Source organism: Draconibacterium sp. IB214405 (assembly GCF_033963885.1).
GTDB lineage: Bacteria > Bacteroidota > Bacteroidia > Bacteroidales > Prolixibacteraceae > Draconibacterium.
In genome coordinates this window covers 1390858-1414523 of the sequence record NZ_JAXBMA010000001.1, presented here as the reverse complement: position 1 = coordinate 1414523, position 23666 = coordinate 1390858, and the positions used below count along the sequence as shown (strand labels likewise).

Below are 23666 nucleotides of genomic sequence, written 5' to 3'. Positions count from 1 at the left end.
TTAAAAAGGAAGAAATTGAATAAAGAAAAATTGGAAATACGATTTAAGGAATTGAGCGATATTTTGCTTGACGAACTTAACGATGATGGTTTCTGGTCGGGAGAATTATCGTCGAGTGCGCTTGGTGTGGCTGTTGCTGTTGCTGCGCTTCATTTTCACGATGCCAGTCTTCATCAGCAGGAAATTACAAAAGGACTGAAATGGCTTTCGTCGCATCAAAATAAGGATGGTGGATTTGGCGATACACCCGAAAGTCCGGCCAATATTTCCACTTCATTACTTTCTTATGCGGCGCTGAATCTATATGCGGAAAACAATTCTGAAGTAAAAACAACACAGCAAAAACTGGCTGACTACCTGCTTACTCAGAATGTTGATGTTCGCTCCGATCAGGTGGCAAAAGTAATTCTCGATCATTACCAAAAAGATTATACGTTCTCGGTACCGATTTTAACATTGTGCGCACTTTGCGGCATTCCAGGCGACGATGGATTTAATCACATTCCACAGTTGCCTTTTGAGCTGGCTTTGCTGCCGCGCAAATTTTATCGTTTGCTGAATCTGAGTGTGGTTAGCTATGCAATCCCGGCATTGATTGCCGTTGGGATTGTGGTTTTTCGCAAGAAAAAGACGAATGGAATAACACGAGCGATCCGGGCAAAAGCAGAAAAGAAAGCGCTTAAAATACTGGAACGATCACTTCCTGAGAGTGGCGGTTTCCTGGAAGCGATTCCGCTGACCGCTTTTGTTGCCTTAAGCCTGATAAACGCAGGATTGAGAGATTCGGTAATCGTAGACAAAGGAATTGCCTTTTTAAAGCGCACACAACGTGAAGATGGCAGCTGGCCAATCGATATCGACCTTTCAACATGGGTGACCACATTAAGTGTGAAAGCGTTGGGTGATAGAAAAAACGAAATCTTGTCAGAAACTCAACAAAAACGAATTGTCAATCACTTGATTTCAGTGCAGAATAAAACAATCCATCCGTTTAACGGCACTTCTCCCGGTGGCTGGGGCTGGACTAACTACTCGGGATCGGTGCCCGACTGCGACGATACACCGGGAGCGATTCTGGCGCTACTGGATTTGGCGCCACACCACACAATCAGAGAAGAAATATTAGTAGGTGGCGAATGGCTGCTTCAACTACAAAATAATGATGGCGGTTTTCCAACTTTTTCTCGGGGCTGGGGAAAATTACCTTTCGATCAGAGTTGTGCCGATTTAACCGGGCACTGCGTTTTGGCACTTGCTAAACTGCTACATGTATACAAACCGGAGTTGAAATCAAAACAGAAAAAGCAATTCACGACAGCCATAAACAAAGCAGTCGATTATCTTGAAAAACACCAAAAAGAAAATGGTTCGTGGTTGCCACTTTGGTTTGGCAACCAGCACACTAAAAGTCATGAAAATCCGGTGTACGGTACAGCACGGGTACTCACCTATTTCCAAAAAGCGAGATTGTTATTGAATAATGAGCCGGTTCTAACTGAAAGAATTCACAACATGATCGTTGAAGGAACTAACTTCCTGCTTAGCGTTCAAAATGAAGATGGAAGCTGGGGTGGAGACTTTGGAATCGAAGGATCGATTGAAGAAACCGCACTTGCAGTCGCAGCTTTGAACGGCATAAAATCGGAAGCTGAGATAGAAAAGGGATTAGATTGGCTTAATGATTATTACAAAAAAAACGGGCTTAAAAAAGCCCCTATCGGATTGTATTTTGCATCGTTGTGGTACGATGAAAAGTTATATCCTTTAACAGCTTATCTCGAAGCCATTAAAGGATATACTGACTCCAATTAAATTTCGGCAACCTGCTTATTTACCAGTGTTCCGTCTTCCATAATCACATCGTAGAAATAACCTGCGCCAAAATCTTTTTCCAGCGTAAGTTTTCCTTTAAAAGTTACCTCTTCACCAACTTTAACGTCGGCTTGTGTGGTTATTGTCAGATCAAAATTACCACCGTTTCCGGTGCCGTCCTGAATGTGTACCCAGTTTTTGCCCATCACCTGCTCGTTCACTTTGACCACTACCCCACGAATTTCAAATTCTTTGCTGCTGTAATCGGCTTTGTTGGCATAAACATCAGAAATACTCAACTCGCCTTCTGGTTTAGTAATTTCAACTTCGGCATCGCTGACTGCCACTTTCCCCTGGTGCGACGATGGCATACCACCACTCATGGCCGGCTGTTCAGTTCCCGGAGTTTTGCTGATCTTGTTTACAAAATATATTACATCAAATGTTTTATCGATCTCTTTGCTGTGGAAATTTTCCATTGGCAGGGCATCGTAATAATATAAAACTTCACCCGGATTCACCTCTTGTTTTGATACCGCGATCCACTTTGCAATGCCATTTTCGGTAGCACTAATGTAGGTATAACTTCCTCCCTGAATCACTTCCGAAACCTTAATCATATTAAAAGCGCTCTCGGCCTGAGTCTGAGCTGGTGCACCATTTTTATTTTTTACACATGCAAATAACAAGCTGGCAACTGCCAGTATCATTAAGATTTTACTCGTCTTCATCGTCATCATTCTTTTTATTGTTTTAAAATTTAATTCTCAAGTTAAGGTATAATCTGTTAAACAACTGTTGATCCTGAAAAGTTGCCTCGTAATTGGCCGACAAATACAGTTTTTTTCTGAATTGCCACGACAGATCAAGCTCGCCAATGTGCTGCTGCAAATTAGTTAAAGTATTTACATATTGAAAATCTACCCAACGATAATGCAACATTGTATATAATTTTCCTGAAACAAGATCCTTTGATAAACGTGCGCCATAAACCTGCCCGTCGAGATAGCTGGTTTGCATCAAATTGGCGGTTATACTCAACGATGCATTCAGCGCCGGAACTTTTGTCCAGGTGGCAAAGCCGTTCAATGTTTTTGTTGGTCGCGGATCTTCGTCGCGGAAACGTGTTCCGGCGCTGACTCCGACAATAAAGCCATTTACTGGCCGGTAGTTGATCCTTGCCCGAATTCCTTGTCTGCTTGCCTGTTGCAAAATCTCGTCGGCAAAATTCCTGAATGTTTCGTAGTAAATCACATTCTTCCGATTGTCGTACGAACCAAAAAGAGAAAGGCGTTTTGAAAAACGATAACGTGCCGAAAAATACAGACTGGTTAAACTCACGGTGTTTGTGGGCTTTTCATTTTCAAGTTTGTATAAATCGAGTTCAAGCGAAGAAAACAAGATTAGATTTTTAATGGCAGAGTTGGTATGCTGCATGTAAACAAACCGGCGGTCGACATTTCCGGTATTTCGCTGCTCGAAAAAAGCGAGCGACGACTGCATAAAACCATGGGAAGTTTTTTTACCGTGCCCAACGTATGCACCATATTCAAACAGATCAAAATTGTAGCCATAATCCTGGTAATCGGGACGCGAACCACCAACAATTCCGGCAAACATATTTTTAAATTTATACTCGAACTGCACTCCGTCAATTGCTCCAACATTGGCAATGCGCGGATTTATTTTTCGTCCGGCCCAAACAGTTGCCGACGCGTTGATATCATATCTCAGCGCCAGACTGTATACTTTCAATGCATTGTTCAGATTCTCCTGCACCACATCCCACTGACTTAATTTATGCGTGAATGACACATAAGTTTCGGCAGATATTTTTGATCCTGATAGATGCGATGCTTTTGCCGACAAAGTATAACGAAAACGGTGAATATTATCCGCTTCATTTGAAAAATTCGAGTAAGAAGACATGGACAATCTGCCGTTTATATCCTGTGTTCTTGACGGTTCTTTTGTCGGTTCCTGAGTAATTAAAACCTGTTCATTCACATCGTTTTCAGGCAACTCCTCTTGCAGTTGCACAACTTCTTTAACCGGCCTTTTTGTTCTGACAAGAATAACATCATCTACTTTAAAAGTGTGCTCGCCTAATTTACTACACAAACATGAAATGGAAGACTGATGATCAACCAGCAAAGCCGGCGTAAGACCGGTTTCTTCCCGGATAAACAAGGTGTCCCCGTTTTCAATTTGCTCGGTGGAGGCAAAACGCACATAAATATTGTCCCCGGTAATGTACGATACTTTTCCTTCGAGCAAACCTGCAGATTCCTGAGCACTCACTGCGATTGTTCCCAAAATCAAAAGGAACAATGCCATCAATCCGATATTTCGTTTTTCCAGCTTAATCATCGCCTGCTTCACCTGTTGGATGACAATCGAAACAACTCGTTGCTGTGTACACATAACCACTAACATCACTGTGTCTGCTGTCCGTTTCGGTTTGATTGTGTTCGTGACAGATTATACAAGAAAACAAAGCAAAATTGCTTGCCTGATAGTGACAATCGGCACAAGAATTCCATTCACCATTATGCCTCCCACTATAAATTGGGAAGTACTGACCATCGTGGTTAAATGTTGATGGCTCCCAGGCGTTTTCCGAATGACACGATTCACAATCAATCGGGAAATTAGCGGCGGTATGTGATGGATCTGTTGTATTATTATAATCAGCCGAATGGCAACCATAACAAGTAGTTGCCGTTGTGGTATAATTTCCTTCGTGACACAAAAAGCAGTTGGAGGAAACCACGGCATGCGCACCATTCAATGCATAATAATCGTTGTGATTGGGAAAAAGTGCCGGCTCCCACCCCGGATTAGTAGTATGGCAATCGTCGCAATTTACGGACAATCCCAATGACGAATGGTTTGGATTTGCCGTGTTGTTAAAATCTGTAAGGTGACAAGAACTGCACTGCATTGAAGTTCCTGCATAACCATCGGTATGGCAAGCAGTACACTCGGTAGCGATGTGTGCTCCGGTTAAAGGGAACTCCGTTAAATTATGATCGAAGGTAGCACCTTCCCAGCTGTTTACACTGTGGCATTGCAAACAATCAGTCGGATAATTCGAGGCCAGATGATTTTCTGCTGAATTATAATTTTCCTGGTGACAACTGATACATGCCGGATCGGCGGCGGTGGTTGTTCCCAAATGGCAATCTGCACATTGCCGTCCGTCGTGGCCTCCGGTGAGTTCAAAACCGGTTGTTACAGTATGATCAAACGGAGATGGAATCCACGCTGTAGTGGTGTGGCACACTTCACATTCATTCGACAATCCGGCACTGGCATGATCCGGGTTTTGTGCTGTGTTGTAATTTTCGCTGTGGCACGAATTGCAAAGCGTTGACGTTCCTGCATAACCATCCGTATGGCAAGCTGTACATTCAGTTGCGATGTGAGCACCGGTTAAAGGGAACTCCGTTAAATTATGATCGAAGGTAGCACCTTCCCAGCTGTTTACACTGTGGCATTGCATACAATCAGTCGGATAATTCGAGGCCAGATGATTTTCTGCTGAATTATAATTTTCCTTGTGGCAAGTAATACACGCCGGATCGGCAGCGGAAGTTATTCCCAAATGGCAATCTGCACATTGTCTCCCTTCGTGGCCTCCGGTGAGTTCAAAACCTGTTGTTACAGTATGATCAAACGGAGATGGAATCCACGCTGTTGTGGTGTGGCACACTTCACATTCATTCGACAATCCGGCACTGGCATGATCCGGGTTTAGTGCTGTGATGTAATTTTCGCTGTGGCACGAATTGCAAAGCGTTGACGTTCCTGCATAACCATCCGTATGGCAAGCTGTACATTCAGTTGCGATGTGAGCACCGGTTAAAGGGAATTCTGTTAGGTTGTGATCGAAAGTAGCACCTTCCCAACTGTTTACACTATGGCATTGTAAACAATCGGTCGGGTAACCCGAAGCCAAATGATTTTGTGCTGTATTATAATTCTCCTGGTGACAACTGATACACGCCGGATCGGCAGCAGTTGTTGTTCCCAAGTGACAGTCTGCACATTGTCGCCCATCGTGGCCTTCCGTGAGTTCAAAACCGGAAGTTATTGTATGATCGAATAACGACGGAGCCCAGCCTTCTTCATTGTGGCAGGGTTCGCACTCCAAGGAAATACCTGCCAATAAATGATTAGGGTTAGCCGCCTCGTTATAGTTTGGGGTATGACAACTACTGCAAGCACTTGAGGTATTGGCAAAACCATCGGTATGACAGCTCAAACAATCGCTTTGTACGTGTGCACCTTTCAATGGGAATCCGGTAGTTTCGTGGTTAAATGCTCCTTCTTCCCGCCCCAGTGGATGACAGGCGAAACAAGCCAGACTATTGTACGAGTAACCATTTATTCCCCGATGTTCGTCATCCATTTCATTTTGGTTGTGTTCGTGGCAATCGATACAACTGAATAACGAATAATTATTTTGTTGCGTGTGGCAATCAAAACAATCGTTCCATTCACCTCGGTGTGCGCCTGAATAAATGGGGAAATAATAATCATCGTGAACTGTAAACTCTGCCGGACTCCAGCCGGGATCGGTCGTATGGCAGTCGGTACATTGCGTTGAAAATCCACTGCTTTGATGAGATGGATTTGTTGCCGAAACAAAATCAGTTTCATGACAGCTGAAACAATCTGTTGAAACCGGCTCAAAAACTCCTGAAGTATGACATTCGATACAACTGCTTACAGCATGTCCTTTTGTTAAGGGAAAAAAATCGTGATTTATGCCTTGCGCTGACCACGAAAATGCATCTACACGGTGACACTCCATACAATCGGTCGAGAAACCGGACTCAACATGATTGGGCTCGGTAGTTGCATAATAATTTTGGCTATGACAATCGATACATTCCACACCAAGAGGCTGAAACTCCAACAACGATGCACTTGTATGACAGGCCGAACAATCGGCAGTGTTGTGCGCACCCAACAAAGGAAAGCGGCTGGTTTGATGAATTTCGGGAATATTACTGACCAGCCACGAGCGCGAATCGTGACAACGGTGGCAATCGAGGCCAACCGTGTTGTTGTGCATGTCGTTGTGGCAATCGATACAGTTCGTTTTTGCATCGTTAAAAACCAGGGTTGTGTGACACGCTCTGCAATCGGTAAAAGCATGCTGCCCTTCAAGCACAAATTCAGTTGAATCATGCGAGAAACGTGCCGTTGCTTCCGAGAACGTCCAGCCTTCGGTGGTGTGGCATTCGAGGCAATCAAATAAAAGATCCGCACCGTGCGGATTTTCCTGTGCCCACAGCTGAAAAACCGAGAACAACACCACAACTATTAATGACAACTTACGCATGTTATATCTTCAAATTTGTATACGATATAATTACGGATTAAATTATCGGTGGGTTTATGACAGGCAATACAATCCAGACCTTCATGTTTTCCATCGATCTTAAACCGCGCATTATCATGATTGAATTTTTCGGGCAACCAGTTGTTAAACGTATGGCACCGCTCGCAATCATTTTTCCCAGATTCCGCAAACTGCCTAAAATGAATATCGTTATGGCAGTTCGCACAGTCAGCCGCAAGTCCTGCAAATTGTTGCGTTACAACTCCGACTGTTTCGTTAAAGTGGCAATCGCGGCACGATGCCGCTGTATGTTTTCCTTCGAGCTTAAAATTCGTTCTGTTATGATCAAAATTTATCCGACTCCAGATATCTTCGTTATGACAAACCTTACAATCCGAATCAGGCATAAACTTGTTGCTGATTTTATCCTCGTGAATATTTTCGTGACAAGCAACACAAGAAATTTCTTCGAACTCAAAATTCCATTCTTGAGTCTTTTTATGGCACTCGAAACAAGGTGTCGCCATGTGTGCCCCGTTTAATGTAAATTCAGATTTGTTGTGCCGGTCAAAGCCAAATGAAGAAGGCGAAAATCCATTAACAGAATGACAGGAATTACAATCGGGTAAAAGCCCGTTTTTAGCGAATTGACCTTCATGAAAATCGCTGTGGCAATCGGTACAATTAGTATGCGGCAAAGCTTTTGTGTGATTACCCGAGGTGTGACATTCTTTACAATCTACCGCAACATGTTTGCCCTGCAAAGGATAGTCGGTGTTGTTGTGGTTGAATGCGCCAATATTATTCACCTGCGTGAATGAAAACTCATCGTGGCATTTACGGCAGTCGTTACCAAATTTATTGTTGTGCACATCCTCGTGGCAGCTGGTACAGTTCGAGAACTGTACACCTGCAAACTGTTGAAATGCATTGCCATTAAGTGTTGTTTTTTCGTGGCATTTGGAACAATCAACTTCCCTGTGTTTACCAACCAATGGGAATTTAGTTATTGCGTGTTCAAATCCGGCAGCCGGAACAAAAGCCTTTTGATTATGGCAAGTGATACAAGTTTTCGACAAGGTATTCTGATGTACATCGGCATGGCAATCGATACATTCCGTGCCCATTCCGAGATAAGTGCCGGCAGATTTTTTCTGAGAAATATCGTTTTTAATTAACGCGGTTTTATGACAGTCGATGCAGTTAATTTCAGCATGTTTTGCTTCCAGTTTAAAGCCTGTTAAATCGTGATTGAAAGTATCTTTATCAATCCGAACCAACTTAAAATCGCGACCGTAATGTTCGCCATGGCAGGCAGCACATCGTTGTCGGGTAACTTCTGCCGATGCATGATAACCTTTCTTCCTATCCACTAACTTTTTTATTTCCGTATGGCAAGCCAAACATTTTGCCGACGTTTCCTTCTCTCCCAGAACATGACACTTCGTGCAGTTTGTCAGACCTTCTAAATGAGCGTGAACATCGGACAATTCACCCGGCGACAATTGCGCAAAGGCGTTAACAGCAATAAAAAATACTGCCAAAAGAATTCCGATATGTTTACCTACAATTTTCAAACTTCTAAGCGTGTTTCAATATTGCTTCGCCAAATTTTGTGGTTATTTCAATTCCTGCACTTCGTAAAAACTCAGTGGGCAATTCTCCTCCTGCAAAAATGTAAACCAACTGATTTTCAAGCACCAATTCCTCTTGCTGATCTGCAATTTTCAAACGCACACAATCTTCTTCAATAGCATTTACGTTTGAATTCAAAATCACATCCAATAATTTCGAGTCAATGGCTTCGTCAAGTTTTTTTCTGTTTTTCGGTTTTAGGCGCGAAAAGGTTTCTTTCCGGTACGACAGCGAAACTTCATTTTCGGCAGCCAGCAACAAGGCTGATTCGATAGCCGAATCGCCACCTCCAACAACCAATATTTTGTTTCCTGAAATAAGCTCGGGCTCAAGCAACCGATAGGCAACTTTAGGCAAATCTTCTCCCGAAACATTTAACTTCCGTGGCGTGCCACGCCGACCGATGGCCAGCAAAACGCGTTGCGAAGTGTACAGTTCTCCGTTACTGCATTCCACCTCAAAGCCCTGTTCATTTTTAGTGATCTTATTCACCTTTTGTTTTTCTTTAATTTGGATGTCGTTCTTCGACAGAACTTCGTTCCATAAATCAAGCAATTCGGGTTTGCTGGTTTCATACAGTTTAACTTTTCCATACAAAGGCAGATCCATTGGCGAAGTCATTACAATTTTTGCCCGCGGGAAAGTGTAAACAGTTCCACCCAACGTATCCTGTTCGAGGGTAACTGTTTTCAACTTCAAACGTTTTGCTTCAAGTGTGGCAGAAATTCCTGCCGGCCCGGCTCCAATTACAACCAAATCATATTCAGTACCACTTCCTGATTTTATCCCTTTTGCCAGGTTTTGAACAGCCTGCCGGCCTTGCTCCACCGCATTTCTAATCAATCCCATTCCGCCCATTTCGCCGGCAATAAACATCCCTTTCACATTGGTTTCAAAAGTTTGGTTGACATGTGGCAGATCAACGCCCCGCTTTTCGGTTCCGATAAAAAGCGAAATGGCCTGCGTTGGGCAGGCATGAAAACACGCTCCGTGTCCCACGCACTGACTGGCATTGATAACTGTTGCTTTTCCATTTCGGATTCCAAGAATATCATGTTCGGGACAGGCCCGAATACAGGCTCCACTCTGGATACATGAATTAACGTCGACCACCGGATGTAAGGACACAGGTTCGTGCAATCCGTCTTCTTTTGCCCTTTGTATTTTCTCTTCTACAATTCTTGATTCACGTCGCAATTTCCGGATATAAATGAAAACCACCCCCAGCAGAAATAGTACCACTGCACCGTAAATCAATATTTGTTCAAACAAGTTTTCCATAGTTTAAAAAATCCAGTTGTAACCAAACAGCAAAGCCACAACAATATGAACCAGCATAATCACCAGCATAATTAGAGCAAACGGAAGGTGTGCCACATGCCAGTAGCGCATCAATTGCTGCATGGTTGAAAGCCACGCAATTCTCCGGTTCATAATAATTTTCGACTTCAATATTTTTATCGCCTTCCGGTAATTTTTGCCTTTAAAGCCTTTCTCTTTCAGTTCTTTTCGCAACTCCGCAATTAACGACCGCTCAAAACATAATCGATTTGCCAAACGTTTTACATAATTACCTTCCTCGCGATACGATTGTGTTTTTAATGCAACATTTACTTTTTGCAAACCGGCCGATAGTGCTTCATTCCCATTGCTGATTTGTGCCCAAAGTTCGGCTTCCATTTTATTCAACTCGTTAAGACTCATCTCCCGCCCTTCGATGGTGCGCGGAATTTGAAGATAAATAACCCGGCCAATTACACCGCTAATTACCACTGCCACCATACTCCAAAAACTTACGGCCACAATTCCTCCGAACTTAAATGAGGTGTGAAACAGAACCATGATTGGTCCCAGTGTGCATAAAAAGATATGAAACTCGAGCCAGTGTTTTAACACTCCCAACCTCCACAAAAACCTGAATCGTTTGCGCGCCATGTAACCAAAAACGCCAACGACCATTAATGTAGCTCCTATAATTCCAAGTCCGTGCCCGATTAAACCGGTTGGTCTCAATAAAGCATCTTGTTCGTGAAAATGACGTTCACCGATATCTGTGAGGTAATAATCTGCCCCGTAAACAACCAAAAAGACAAGTACTAGAATTGTAATTGCCACTAATGAAAATAAGTACAGTGAATGCCAAAACCGTCCCATTTATCCACTTAAATTTAGGTTAGTAACTTAAAGCTAGAACTAATTTCTTAAATGATATACGTTCAGAACAGGCAGAATAGTATTTTAAACTATCTAGATATTAGAAAGTTACAATTTTAGCCCAAATTATTACAAACTATGGTGCATATTTTCCCTACACAGGAATCACATAGCTTATTAATTGAGAAATAAATTGAAGTTTTTGCTTCGAACAATTTAAACAGCGTCTAAATTTTAGAGGAGGGTGCAAAAATAGAAATTGAAGAATTGTGATTCAGCTTTAAAAGTTGAATCATCAAACAACTCGGCGGATTCAAATTTGGCTATCGCTCTAATTTGAATTGGCAAGAATTTGTTCCAGATCATCCCACTGAATCTTTTGCAATTCCAGCATCAACGAATCTTTTAATAAGGTGAAGCGTTCCATATGCAAGGAATCTACCGGATCTACCGGATCGGCTTTCATTTTCAGAGGATCGATGGCTCTCCCATTCATATGAACTCTAAAATCGAGGTGCGGACCTGTTGCCAAACCCGTTGCTCCAACATAACCAATAACATCACCTTGTCGCACCCTACTGCCGGTACTTATACCTTTTGCATATCCCGACAAGTGCATATAAGTTGTGGTGTAAGTATGGTTGTGTTTTATCTTCAGGTAATTACCTCCGCCACCTTTTTGGTAAGCTTTGGCAATAACAGTACCATCGCCAATGGTCATAACAGGTGTACCTTTGGGTGCTGCGTAGTCCACTCCATGATGTGGTCGACGAATGCGTAACACCGGATGCATCCTACCGTTTGAAAACCGCGAACTTATACGATAAAATTCCAAAGGAGCTTTCAAAAATTCTTTTCTCAAGCTATTTCCTTTGTCATCATAATAATCCCAGATGCTATCCTGCTTGAACCAATATGCATAGTTGGGTTCACCGTAATGTTCAAACTCAACAGCATAAATATTACCAATGCCTATCGATACTGAATCAACGTATTCTTCATCATAAATTAAACGATAGCGGTCACCTTTTTGAATTCCAAAAAAGTCGATGGTCCAGGCATAAATTTTAGACAGTTCCAGCGAGAGTACCGGATCTTGTCCGTTATCAACCATTGCATTCCATAACGACGATTCAACAACACCATGTGCTGTACGTTGCCGTGTTTTAACTTCCTTTGCTCCCTGGTAAATTCCTAACGAATCGGTTAACTCGAACACAGTATACTGTACCGGAGAGTTTTCGTAAACAAAATATTTAGCAACCGGAACTGAGTCGCGGGTAGAAAGAATGCAGAAATTTTCACCGCTTTTAATTTTGCGAACATCAAAAACGTCTCTCGATTTTCGGGCGATTTTATCAATGGTTCCCATTCCCACACCACGTGCATTTAAAATCTGGCTTAGGTACTGGTTGTTCTTTACTTTGCCCATTTCGAGCGTAAACGAATCAACCGGAAGCCCGTATTTTAATACCGGCATTTTTACTTCAACAACAGTGTCTAACACAGGAGTATCAGCTTGTTTGGTATTTTTTGGTGCACACGAAAACAATTGACTCAGTACAATTACGAGTCCCATCCCCACAAATATCGATCTCAATTTCCCCATCTTCAGATTTTAATAAAGGCAAAAATAAGAAAACTGAATAGATAACAATATTAGTATGTATGCTTTATAAAAAATTGAGGTTTTGGAAAGAAAAATTTGATTTCAGAAACGTTCGGCTTACAATTTCAATTTGTCAAATCCCTGACCATAAACACCCATTACGCTACCCATTGAAATAAATGCATCCGGATCGATCTGTTTTATCTTTCGAAAAATAGCACCGGTTTCTTTTTTACGCACAATTGACATAATTACCTTGGTTTCATTTTTTGTATACCAGCCGGTTCCATCGAGCAGAGTAACACCACGTATCGCTTCGGTATTGATATATTCTGCTATTTTCTCGTATTCTTTTGAGATGATAAACATCTGTGCCGAACGGTTTGCCCCACTCAAAAACGAATCGAGTGCGTAGGATACCACCCACATCATGACATAACCGTAAACCAACTTTTCGATGGATTGAAAAACAAAATAAACAGAGGCAATAATTACCACATCGCAAAGCATAATAACACGACCAGGACTCACATTGCGGTATTTGTTAATGATCATGGCAATAATATCGGTACCACCAGTACTTCCGCCACGCGAAAAAACAATACCCAAACCAACACCGCTAATCATACCTCCCAGCACTGCCGACAAAAACATGTCATCTACCAATGGTTCTGAAAGCGCGTCCTGAAACAGGGCAAAAAAGCCGGAAACAACAACAATGCTAAAAATTGTTTTTACACCAAAATTGGCCCCTAAAAACTTTATGGCGATCAATACCAGAAAGATATTGATGGTTAAGTACGTTAAACTTACCGGAATGTTGGTGGCATAATAAACCACTGCGGCTACACCACTAATTCCTCCACCGGCAATCTCGGCCGGTATAACAAAAAGAGTCCATGCCATAGCAAAGAGAAACAACCCAAAAGTCATAATCACATAATCCTGGATTATTTTGATCAGTTTCTTATCCGTAGCAACCAATTTTGTAAACATTCCGTGTATTTATTTTCGTTAAAAAATCGTGCAAAAGAAAGACTAGAAATGCGAATAAATATTGATGATTGTCAGGTAATTGTATTTTAAAGCAAACTTCTGTTAAGTAGCTTGTACTCAAGCATAAAAAGTTACTTCAATTTTATTTTTCAAACCGCCTGAATTTAAAGGCTTTTTAGTCCGTTTTTCGCAATATCTCATCTATCCACCTTGATATTAAGACAATTATATCTTAAATTGTAATAAATAGTTAACATTCTAAAAGTGCTTAATTTCTACAAAATTGTAAAAGAAAATCTAAAATTTAATCGATTTGAATTTAGAGAAACGGTTTGCCTGGAATACACTTGCCCGATCGACGCAGAACAAATCGGTATTTTTTCGCGAAACGACTACATTGTTTATGTGCTAAGCGGAAAAAAAACCTACAAAACAATGAATGGCGAGTGGACACTTACTCCGGGGCAAACGCTCTACCTTAAAAAGGGTGCAGAAGTTATTCATCAGTATTTCGACGACGAGTATTGTATGCTTGGTTTTTTTATTTCAGATGAACTGATCCGCGAAACCATGCAAGAAATCCAGGGAAAACAGGTGCTTAAAATCAACCAAGAGCCAAACAATTTTACGGCACGAAAAGTAAACACTTCCGATTTCCTTGAAGGTTATTTTCATTCCATGCTCACTTATTTTCGCGGCATAAACCGGCCACCCGATCAGATTCTGGTTCTTAAACTCAAGGAGCTGCTGATCACTTTAATTAACTCCGATCCCACCTTAACGAATTATTTCACCAGCCTCACACAGTCTGACAAACCATCGTTAAAGCGAATTATGGAGCAGAATTTCTGCTTCAATCTAAAACTGGAAGATTTTGCAGAACTATCGCACCGAAGTCTCTCCTCATTTAAAAGAGACTTTCAGCAGATATTTCAAGACTCTCCGGGCAAATGGATTTTGAGAAGAAGAGTTGAACACGCAGCCAACATTCTCGCAAATTCTTCCCAAAGTGTTACGCAAGCTGCTTATGAATCAGGTTTCGAAGACGTCTCACATTTTAGTCGTGTATTTAAAAAGATCACAGGAAAAAGCCCTTCCGATTATAAAAAATCACTGGTTTTTTGACCCATTTTGGCGTATTGGACTAAATCGTCAACACTTCGGACTTTTTAGCAAAGTCTGGCGCCCGGATAGTTCTCAACTTTGTACAAACAAAAACAGAGAACGATGAAAAACTTAATTTACACTTCAGAAAACAGATCCGGACAACATAACGGATTCTCACCTTTCTTCTTTATGAAAGGAACCTCAAACAACAGTCATGAAACATATAACAATGTTGGAAGCACAAGTTACCATCCGGAATTTGGCCAAAGTACACTTTTAACTCCTGAAGCTTCATTAGGAATGAGTGCCGGCAATCTGCCGAATCTTAGAAAAGTATGTCGCGATTTGTTCAACACCTTTCGGGAGCAGCAGGCGCCTTATTCAGCACTTCAGTTTATTCCGGTAATGCAACAAGTTTCTGCTTTTGATAAAGAAGAATTGAAACGCTTTCTGAAAAACAAAGAAACCCGCCATGTGTTGGTCAACAACCGCTGGATGAAAGTAGTTCTGATTCACTGGAAACCTGGAAAAGTAAGCGATATTCACGGTCATCCATTTGGTGGATGTGTATTCAAATTAATACACGGAAAACTGGAGGAGTTACGTTACTCGCCCGACGAAAAACAAACCATTCTTTGTTCAAACGGCTACCGGGCCGGCAGCATGGCCTACATCGATGATCGTATGGGCTATCACGCCGTTGGAAATCCATTTGGCAGCTCGGCAGTTAGTCTGCATGTGTACACACCGGGCACTATAAAAACATACAACGAAAATATTTTTTAATCACACAATTCATTTATTCACCATTAAAATTTCACATCATGGAAACAAAACAAAAATTAGTAGTAGTTATTTCGAGAGGTCACGACGACGAACGTTCATCAGTAGCATGGAGCATTGCTAACGGAGGTATTAATAACGGACTGGAAGTTTCAATCTTCCTTGTAAGCTCGGCCATCGATTGGGTACGCAAAGGAGCCGCAGAAAAAGCACGCCCAAATCCGGAAGACCCAACCATTAAAGAAATGATCCAGAATGTATTTAATGCAGGTTGTAATGTAAGTGTATGTCCACCTTGTGCGAAAGTACGCGGTTACAGCGAAGAAGACCTGGTTGATGGCGTTAAAATTGTTGGATCGGTTGCCATTCATGAAAGAATAAAAGAAGGAGCAGCTTTATTGAGCTTCTAAATTCGAAATACTTTTTTCATGAAAAAAGGGATAGCAGTTTGCCATCCCTTTTTTTGATATCTCTTTAAATACTATCCTATAGCAATGTTGATGATCTTTTTTGGTACAAAAATGAATTTGCGAACGGTTTTTCCTTCCATCCATCTGGCTGCGCGCTCATCGGCAAGCACTGTTTTTTCAATTTCATCTTTAGGCATATCCAAAGGAAGTTCTATTTTGAAGCGCATTTTTCCGTTAAACGATACCGGATATTCATGCGAATCTTCGGTCAACAAACTTTGGTCAACTGCCGGCCAAGCTTCGTATGCCAGTGTCTCTGCATTACCATACATCGACCAAAACTCTTCAGCCATGTGCGGAGCATAGGGTGCCAGTATTTTGGCAAAGGTTTCAGCGGTCTGCTTGGTAACTTTTCCCTTTTTAATAGCCAGGTTATTAAATACCATCAAAGCAGAAATACCGGTATTGAACTTCATGTTTTCAATATCGTGCTCCACTTTTTGTATGGTTTGATGCAGCAACTTTGCCACCTCTTTATCTTCTTCTCCGTCAACGATTTTTTCCTGATCAGCAAAGAAACGGTACGCACGCGCCAGGAAGTTGAAAACTCCTTTCACACCATTTTCTGCCCATGGTTTACGCTCATCGAGCGGTCCCATAAACATTTCGTACAAACGCAGCGAATCGGCGCCGTAGTTTGCGATAACATCATCAGGATTCACTACATTCTTCAGCGACTTCGACATTTTTGCAACGATCTGTCTCAGTTCCTCACCTGTTTCTGTATGGAAATATTTTCCGTCTTTTTCCTCCACCAAATCAGAAGCTACTTTGGCGCCAGTTGCTGTTTCGTAGGCAAAGGCCAGAATCATTCCCTGGTTAAACAGTTTCTGGAAAGGTTCGTCGGTTGAAACAACGCCCAAATCGAACAACACTTTGTGCCAGAAACGCGAGTATAACAGGTGAAGAACAGCATGCTCGGCACCACCAACATACAAATCAACTGGCATCCAGTACTGTTCCTTTTTCACATCGAAAATACTGTCTACGTTATTCGGGTCGATGTAGCGCAAATAGTACCAGCACGATCCGGCCCACTGTGGCATAGTATTGGTTTCGCGGCGCCCCTTACGTCCGTTTTTATCGGTAACAACCAGCCAGTCTTCGGCATTTGCCAATGGCGATTCGCCGGTTGAACTTGGTGTATATTCTTCCAAATTTGGCAACTGCAAAGGCAGGTTTTCGTCTTCTACCAAAGTAACTTCGCCATCTTCCCAGTGGATTACAGGGAAAGGTTCGCCCCAGTAGCGCTGGCGACTGAACAACCAGTCGCGCAGTTTAAAGTTTACGGTTGCCTTTCCAATTCCTTTGCCTTCCAGCCACTCAACCACTTGTTGAATACCGGCAGCTTTATTTAGTCCGTTAATATCCAATCCGGTTTCATCGCTCGACGAATTGATGTAGGCACCGTCTTCAGTCCAGCAAGCATCGCCAGCTAATATCTCATCGCGGTTTTCAGCATCTTTCGGATCAAGAATACAGTTAATCTGAATATCAAATTCTTTAGCAAACTCAAAGTCACGGGTATCGTGCGCAGGAACAGCCATAATCGCTCCTGTACCATAGCCCATCAACACGTAGTCGGCTACCCAAATCGGAATCAATTGATTGTTCACCGGATTTACAGCGTAACGACCGGTAAATACTCCGGTTTTTTCTTTTGCCAAATCCGTACGATCCAAATCCGATTTTAAAGCTGCAGCTTTTATGTATGCTTCTACAGCTTCTTTTTTGTCTTCAGTAACAATTTCATTTACCAACTCGTGTTCCGGAGCAATTACCATGTAAGTTGCACCAAACAAAGTATCAGGACGAGTGGTGTAAACACGCAGATTTTTTCCCAATCCATCGATGGAAAAATCCACTTCTGCACCGGTTGATTTACCTATCCAGTTGCGCTGCATATCCTTTACTCCTTCCGGCCAGTCCAGGTTTTCAAGGCCGCTCAATAATCTTTCACCGTAATGCGGAATACGAAGCAACCATTGTTTCAGGTTTTTGCGAATTACAGTGTTTCCACATTTTTCATGCGAACCGTCAGTCAACACCTCTTCGTTGGCACACACTGTTTTACACGAATCGCACCACCAAACCTGTGCATTGTCGTAATAAGCAAGGCGCTTTTCGCTGATGTAATTTTTTACAGCCTCCTCTCCTTCTGCTTTTACAGTTTCAGGAATTACCAGTTCCGAAATCGGACGACCCTTTTGTTGTTCCTCATCAAAATAGGTATCGTACAATTTTTTGAAGATCCACTGTGTCCACTTAAAATATTTTGGATCGGTAGTGTTTATTTCGCGGTCCCAGTCGTAGCTCAAACCAATAGCTTTAATCTGGCGACGGAAGTTATCGCAGTTTTTCTGGGTAGTAATTGCCGGATGCGTACCCGTTTGTATCGCGTATTGTTCGGCAGGCAAACCAAAAGCATCGTATCCCATCGGATGCAACACATTAAATCCTTTCATCCGTTTGTAACGGCTTAAAATATCGGTTGCTGTATACCCCTCAGGGTGACCAACATGCAGTCCTGCTCCCGACGGATAAGGGAACATATCGAGGATGTAATATTTTGGTTTTGAGTAATCGTCTTCGGTTTTAAACGTTTTGTTTTCCTCCCAGTACTTTTGCCATTTCGGCTCTATTTCTGCGAATTTATATTCCATTTTCTTACTTAATAAGATTCTGATTTTAAAGGCGCAAAGATAAAGATTTTGTTGGATGTATCAGGGCATTTTACACATTCAAAATAAATCAAAACAAAATGTTCGAGTTTACAACTGAATTGCCGGCAAATCTATCAGACTAATATTTTTACGCTTCATTAATATGCTGAAAAGCAACAACATAACTTCTGGCATTTTTCGTAACTTCATCATATAAAAACTAAAACCATTAAAATGAACACCAAGAATAGTCAATTATTTGTTGAGGATTTTATGAACTATGTTCGTTCTAAAGATCCGGGACAACCGGAATTTCACCAGGCTGTGCACGAAGTTGTAGAATCGCTTGCCGATTTTCTTCTCGACAATCCAAGGTACCTTCATGCTCAAATTCTGGAACGAATGGTTGAGGCCGAACGCATCATCCAATTCCGTGTTCCGTGGACTGACGACCGTGGAAAAATTCACATCAACCGGGGTTACCGGGTTGAAATGAACAGCGCCATTGGACCTTACAAAGGAGGGCTGCGTTTTCACCCAACAGTAAACCAGGGAATTCTAAAGTTCTTAGCTTTTGAGCAGGTATTAAAAAACAGTCTCACCTCGTTGCCAATGGGAGGAGGAAAAGGAGGTTCTGATTTCGATCCGAAGAACAAATCCGACAATGAAGTGATGCGTTTCTGCCAAAGTTTTATGACTGAATTATCGCGTCATATCGGACCATATACAGATGTGCCTGCAGGCGATATTGGTGTTGGTGGTCGTGAAATCGGCTTCCTGTTCGGACAGTACAAACGCCTACGAAACGAATTTACCGGAGTACTCACCGGAAAAGGAGTGGAATGGGGAGGTTCACTGATCAGACCTGAAGCAACGGGTTATGGTGCGGTGTATTTTGCCAAGGAAATGATGGAAACCCGCGGCGAGAGTTTTAAAGGGAAAGTGGTAGCTGTTTCCGGCTCAGGAAATGTGGCACAATTTGCCACCGAAAAAGTAATTGAACTGGGAGGAAAAGTGGTGACACTTTCTGATTCAAGCGGTTCGATTTACGATCCTGATGGAATTGATCGCGAAAAACTCGATTTTGTGATGGAGTTAAAAAACGTTCATCGCGGAAGGATAAAAGAGTATGCCGATAAGTACGGTGTTCAGTACCTGGAAAAACAACGCCCGTGGAGTGTAAAATGTGATGTGGCTTTGCCGTGTGCAACCGAAAACGAGCTGAATCTTGAAGAGGCAAAAACGCTGATCGACAATGGATGTTTTGTTGTGGCTGAAGGCGCCAACATGCCAAGCACCGAAGAAGCCGTTCACTATTTTATCGAGAAACAAATACTTTACGGACCTGGAAAAGCTGCCAATGCAGGTGGCGTTGCGGTGTCGGGATTGGAGATGACTCAAAACAGTATGCGCCTGTCTTGGAGCCGCGAGGAAGTAGATACCAAGTTGCACTCCATAATGTGCAATATTCACGAAATGTGCATGAAATATGGAAAAGATAAATCCGGATTTACCAACTACGTTAAAGGCGCAAACATTGCAGGATTTGTTAAAGTTGCAAATTCTATGATGGCTCAGGGACTTGTTTAACTACTAACCAATTTTCATATTTCATCCGGTTTGTTTCGGCAGGCCGGATTTTTTATGTAAAAAACTTCACAAATACTTAGCTTTTTGTTTACACATAATTCATTACTGCACAGCATATTTGTAACAGACTCTTGAATTATGGCAAAGCAAGTTAGAAAACCAGATGTTGTTGTTGTTTCCGATTTTCACCTGGCGACACACGCCTGCAAAGCAACCGAAATCCATAAGTATTTAAAATCCATCCTTCCTAAAAAGTTAATCCTGAATGGCGATATTATTGATGCCTGGCGATTTTCGCGAAACTACTTCCCCAAACCACATTTAAAAGTAGTTCGCCAGTTAATTAAAATGATGGAAAAAGGAACGGAAGTGGTTTATGTTACCGGTAACCACGACGAGTTTTTGCGCGAACTTGGAAATACAACAATAGGTAAACTCAGGATTGTAGACCAGATCACCCTAAACCTAAACAACCGGAAAACCTTAATTTTTCATGGCGACCTCATCGATAATGTCATCCACAAAGCAAAATGGCTGGCGAAGTTCGGAGCTGCAGCTTACGGTTTGGTAACCCTTTTTAATAAACTCATCAATCTTCTGCTAAAAACACTGCGGGTTAACAATATTATTTTGTTTAAATGGTTAAAAGAATTGTTTGGTAATTCACACAAGGAAAACTCGAAATTTGAAACCAAACTCGCCAAACTCGCCTACGACAAAGATGTTGATACTATAATTTGCGGCCACACCCACATCGCAGTCGACAAGGTTCTTCTCTACAACAACCGACTGATTCGCTACATAAACACCGGCGATTGGGTAGAAAATTTTACGGCAGCCGAATTCGAAAACGGAAATTGGACTTTATGCAATTACGCTGAAATATTCAAGGCTGTTGAGGCGAACGATACTGAGCCAGAAGACTTTGTACTACCATCGAAAAAAGAGCTTTACGCTGCACTATTGAATCAACTTGCATTTAACAACTAATTATTCAAAATAAGCTCACAAGGGCATAATTTTTGCTGTAATGCGGCCGATTAATACATTTGAACAAAATTATTCTCGGTGAAAAAATTCAATCTAACTCTATTTATAACTCTGTTTTCTATTTATTGTGTTTTAGGTCAATCGTATGTAAGGGTGGTAAATGCAAAAACAGGCACAGCTGTTGAGCATGCGATGCTTATTTCTGAAAACTTTTTTACCCAAACGGATGAAGAAGGCAAGGCCAAACTCGATGGATTTAAACCAGACGAAAAAATCCTCTTCAAACATTCGTCATATATATCTTATGTAAGCACCCGCCAGAAAATTGAAAATCAAAGCCGAACAGTGCTTTTGGTTGAAAGTCCTGTACGTCTCGATGAAGTGGTAATTTCGGTTAACCGTTGGAAACAGTCGAAAACAGAAATTCCGCATACCATAAAATCCATTCAACCCGAAGAGGTTATGCACTACAATCCGCAAACCACTGCCGATATGCTGGGTACCGAAAGTGGTGTTTTTATCCAGAAAAGTCAGATGGGCGGCGGTAGTCCGATGATTCGCGGTTTTGCTGCCAACCGTGTGTTGATTATGGTTGACGGAATACGGATGAATAATGCCATTTACCGTAACGGTAACCTGCAAAATGTAATTTCGGTTGATGCACAAAGCCTGCAAAATACGGAGATTATTTTTGGTCCGGGTTCAGTTATTTATGGTAGCGATGCACTGGGTGGCGTAATGAGTTTTAATACCTTATCGCCCAAACTTTCAACCAGCGATAATTTTGAAAACGCAGGAAAAGTATATACCCGTTATTCGAGTGCCAATTTTGAGAAAACAGGACATTTTTCGTACAATCTGGGCGGTAAAAAATGGGCATCGGTATTCAGTGCCACTTTCACCGATTTTGATGATTTGAAAATGGGAAGCTCGGGACCGGATGAATATTTACGCCCGCAATATGTTTTGGATGCCGCGTTTACCGGAGAAGACCAGATCATTGAGAATAAAAACGACCGGGAACAAAAATACACCGGTTATCATCAATTCAACGTATTGGGCAAGCTGCGTTTCAGACCAAATGAAACGATAGATATGGAGCTTAGTGCACAGCATTCGGAAACCGGTGATATTCCACGCTACGACCGACTTATTGAATACAGTGGCGATAAACTAAAATATGCACAATGGTACTATGGTCCGCAAGATTGGACACTTTTGTCCGGCCGTCTGCAGTTTCAGAAAGACATGTTGCTATTCGACAAAGCAAACTTACTGCTTGGCTACCAGGATTATACCGAAAGCCGCCACGACCGTAAACGAAACAAAGATGTGTTGCGCCACCGAACAGAAAATGTAAATGTTTACTCCGCCAACCTTGATTTTGGCAAAATTATCGATACAAAAAGTGAGCTGTTTTACGGTCTGGAAGGTTATTTTAACAAGGTTGGATCAACCGGATATTCAGAGAACCTGATTACAGGAGAGCAGGAAGATGTTGCACCGCGTTACCCCAACGATTCGAAATATTCGAGCCTGGCAGCTTATTACTCGTTCAAATATTCGATTAGTCCAAAAATTATTTTTCAGATGGGTTCGCGCTTTACCTACACTCACCTGGAAGGCGAATTTGATACCAACTATTACCAGTTCCCTTTTGATGGTTTTAATATGAATAACTCCGCTTTTAACGGTAACCTGGGAATTGTTTGGCATCCAACCACCGATTGGCAGATCAATATTCATGGATCAACCGGTTTCCGCTCGCCCAATATCGACGATGTTGCAAAAGTGTTTGATTCGGAACCGGGAACGGTTATCGTGCCGAATCCCGATCTAAAGCCTGAATATGCACGCAACCTGGAGTTAAGTATTATCCGTTCGTACGAAAACAAAGTTAAAGTTGAAGTCACCGGATTTTATACCTGGTTAAAGGATGCGATGGTACGAAGAGCTTTCGACGGACTTGGACAAGATTCGATTTTATATGACGGAGAAATGAGTCGTGTTGAGGCACTTGTTAATGCCGAGTCGGCAACAATTTACGGAACAACTGCCAATATTGAATACCTTTTTAATAACCAGTGGCGCACACGACACGACATTACAATTACCAAAGGAGAAGATTCTGACGGTTTACCCATTCGTCATGTGCCACCAACATTTGGTTCGTCGCATATTATTTTCGAAGGTCCAAAATTGTATCTTGATCTCTATGTAAACTACAGCGGTAAACTCGATTTTGATGAGCTGGCGCCAGATGAACAGGACAAGCCACATTTGTACCTACCTGATGAAAACGGCAATCCGTATTCGCCATCGTGGTGGACAGCGAATATAAAATCGAACTACCGGATAAACTCGCACCTCACACTGAGTGGCGGTATCGAAAACATTTTTAGCAAACGCTACCGCCCTTATTCTTCGGGAGTTGTATCGGCCGGAAGAAACTTTGTTATTTCAGCGTTATTAAAAATTTAAATTCCGGCACCGTTTTTTATGAC

General features: G+C 42.0%; 16 protein-coding genes. 7 read left to right on the top strand and 9 right to left on the bottom strand.

Annotated elements, in window-relative coordinates:
- Positions 1-15: 15 nt before the first annotated feature.
- Positions 16-1812 carry a prenyltransferase/squalene oxidase repeat-containing protein gene (locus SLH46_RS05550; protein WP_320280164.1) on the top strand — a complete coding sequence of 599 codons (1797 nt, stop codon included), beginning with the start codon at positions 16-18 and terminating at the stop codon, positions 1810-1812.
- Here SLH46_RS05550 and SLH46_RS05545 read toward each other — a convergent pair.
- From SLH46_RS05545 to SLH46_RS05510, 8 genes are all read right to left on the bottom strand, one after another.
- Positions 1809-2543: a hypothetical protein gene (locus SLH46_RS05545; protein WP_320280163.1), complete on the bottom strand. Its 735-nt coding sequence runs from the start codon at positions 2541-2543 to the stop codon at positions 1809-1811. The two genes, SLH46_RS05550 and SLH46_RS05545, sit on opposite strands and share 4 nt — an antisense overlap.
- Positions 2544-2565: 22 nt before the next feature.
- Positions 2566-4182, bottom strand: coding sequence for a hypothetical protein (locus SLH46_RS05540; protein WP_320280162.1), 1617 nt, complete (start codon positions 4180-4182; stop codon positions 2566-2568).
- On the bottom strand, positions 4175-7156 hold the full coding sequence (locus SLH46_RS05535; protein WP_320280161.1) for a hypothetical protein: 2982 nt from the start codon (positions 7154-7156) through the stop codon (positions 4175-4177). Before SLH46_RS05535 ends, SLH46_RS05540 begins: the two co-directional genes overlap by 8 nt.
- Positions 7147-8742, bottom strand: a complete 1596-nt coding sequence (locus tag SLH46_RS05530; RefSeq protein ID WP_320280160.1) for a cytochrome c3 family protein — start codon at positions 8740-8742, stop codon at positions 7147-7149. Before SLH46_RS05530 ends, SLH46_RS05535 begins: the two co-directional genes overlap by 10 nt.
- A gap of 4 nt (positions 8743-8746) precedes the next feature.
- Positions 8747-10081 carry an NAD(P)-binding domain-containing protein gene (locus tag SLH46_RS05525; RefSeq protein ID WP_320280159.1) on the bottom strand — a complete coding sequence of 445 codons (1335 nt, stop codon included), beginning with the start codon at positions 10079-10081 and terminating at the stop codon, positions 8747-8749.
- 3 nt (positions 10082-10084) lie between these two features.
- A complete protein-coding gene (locus SLH46_RS05520) occupies positions 10085-10954 on the bottom strand; it encodes a hypothetical protein (RefSeq protein WP_320280158.1) in 870 nt (289 codons plus the stop codon).
- 331 nt (positions 10955-11285) lie between these two features.
- On the bottom strand, positions 11286-12563 hold the full coding sequence (locus tag SLH46_RS05515) for a M23 family metallopeptidase (protein WP_320280157.1): 1278 nt from the start codon (positions 12561-12563) through the stop codon (positions 11286-11288).
- A 117-nt stretch (positions 12564-12680) separates the two neighbouring features.
- Positions 12681-13559, bottom strand: coding sequence for a YitT family protein (locus SLH46_RS05510; protein ID WP_320280156.1), 879 nt, complete (start codon positions 13557-13559; stop codon positions 12681-12683).
- A 264-nt stretch (positions 13560-13823) separates the two neighbouring features.
- Between SLH46_RS05510 and SLH46_RS05505 the strand changes: the two genes are divergently transcribed.
- The 3 genes from SLH46_RS05505 (at position 13824) to SLH46_RS05495 (ending at position 15859) form a co-directional block, all read left to right on the top strand.
- Complete coding sequence (locus SLH46_RS05505) at positions 13824-14684, top strand: AraC family transcriptional regulator (RefSeq protein WP_320280155.1); 861 nt, start codon at positions 13824-13826, stop codon at positions 14682-14684.
- Between the two features lie 102 nt (positions 14685-14786).
- Positions 14787-15452: a cysteine dioxygenase gene (locus SLH46_RS05500; protein WP_320280154.1), complete on the top strand. Its 666-nt coding sequence runs from the start codon at positions 14787-14789 to the stop codon at positions 15450-15452.
- A gap of 38 nt (positions 15453-15490) precedes the next feature.
- Entirely contained in the window at positions 15491-15859 is a 369-nt protein-coding gene (locus SLH46_RS05495; RefSeq protein WP_045026273.1) for a DsrE family protein, read from the top strand.
- 71 nt (positions 15860-15930) lie between these two features.
- Here SLH46_RS05495 and leuS read toward each other — a convergent pair whose 3' ends face one another.
- A complete protein-coding gene (gene leuS / locus SLH46_RS05490; RefSeq protein WP_320280153.1) occupies positions 15931-18582 on the bottom strand; it encodes a leucine--tRNA ligase in 2652 nt (883 codons plus the stop codon).
- 234 nt (positions 18583-18816) lie between these two features.
- Between leuS and gdhA the strand changes: the two genes are divergently transcribed.
- The 3 genes from gdhA (at position 18817) to SLH46_RS05475 (ending at position 23643) form a co-directional block, all read left to right on the top strand.
- Positions 18817-20172, top strand: coding sequence for an NADP-specific glutamate dehydrogenase (gene gdhA / locus SLH46_RS05485; protein WP_320280152.1), 1356 nt, complete (start codon positions 18817-18819; stop codon positions 20170-20172).
- 138 nt (positions 20173-20310) lie between these two features.
- Entirely contained in the window at positions 20311-21162 is an 852-nt protein-coding gene (locus SLH46_RS05480; RefSeq protein WP_320280151.1) for a UDP-2,3-diacylglucosamine diphosphatase, read from the top strand.
- A gap of 78 nt (positions 21163-21240) precedes the next feature.
- Entirely contained in the window at positions 21241-23643 is a 2403-nt protein-coding gene (locus tag SLH46_RS05475; protein WP_320280150.1) for a TonB-dependent receptor, read from the top strand.
- The last annotated feature ends 23 nt before the right edge of the window (positions 23644-23666 follow it).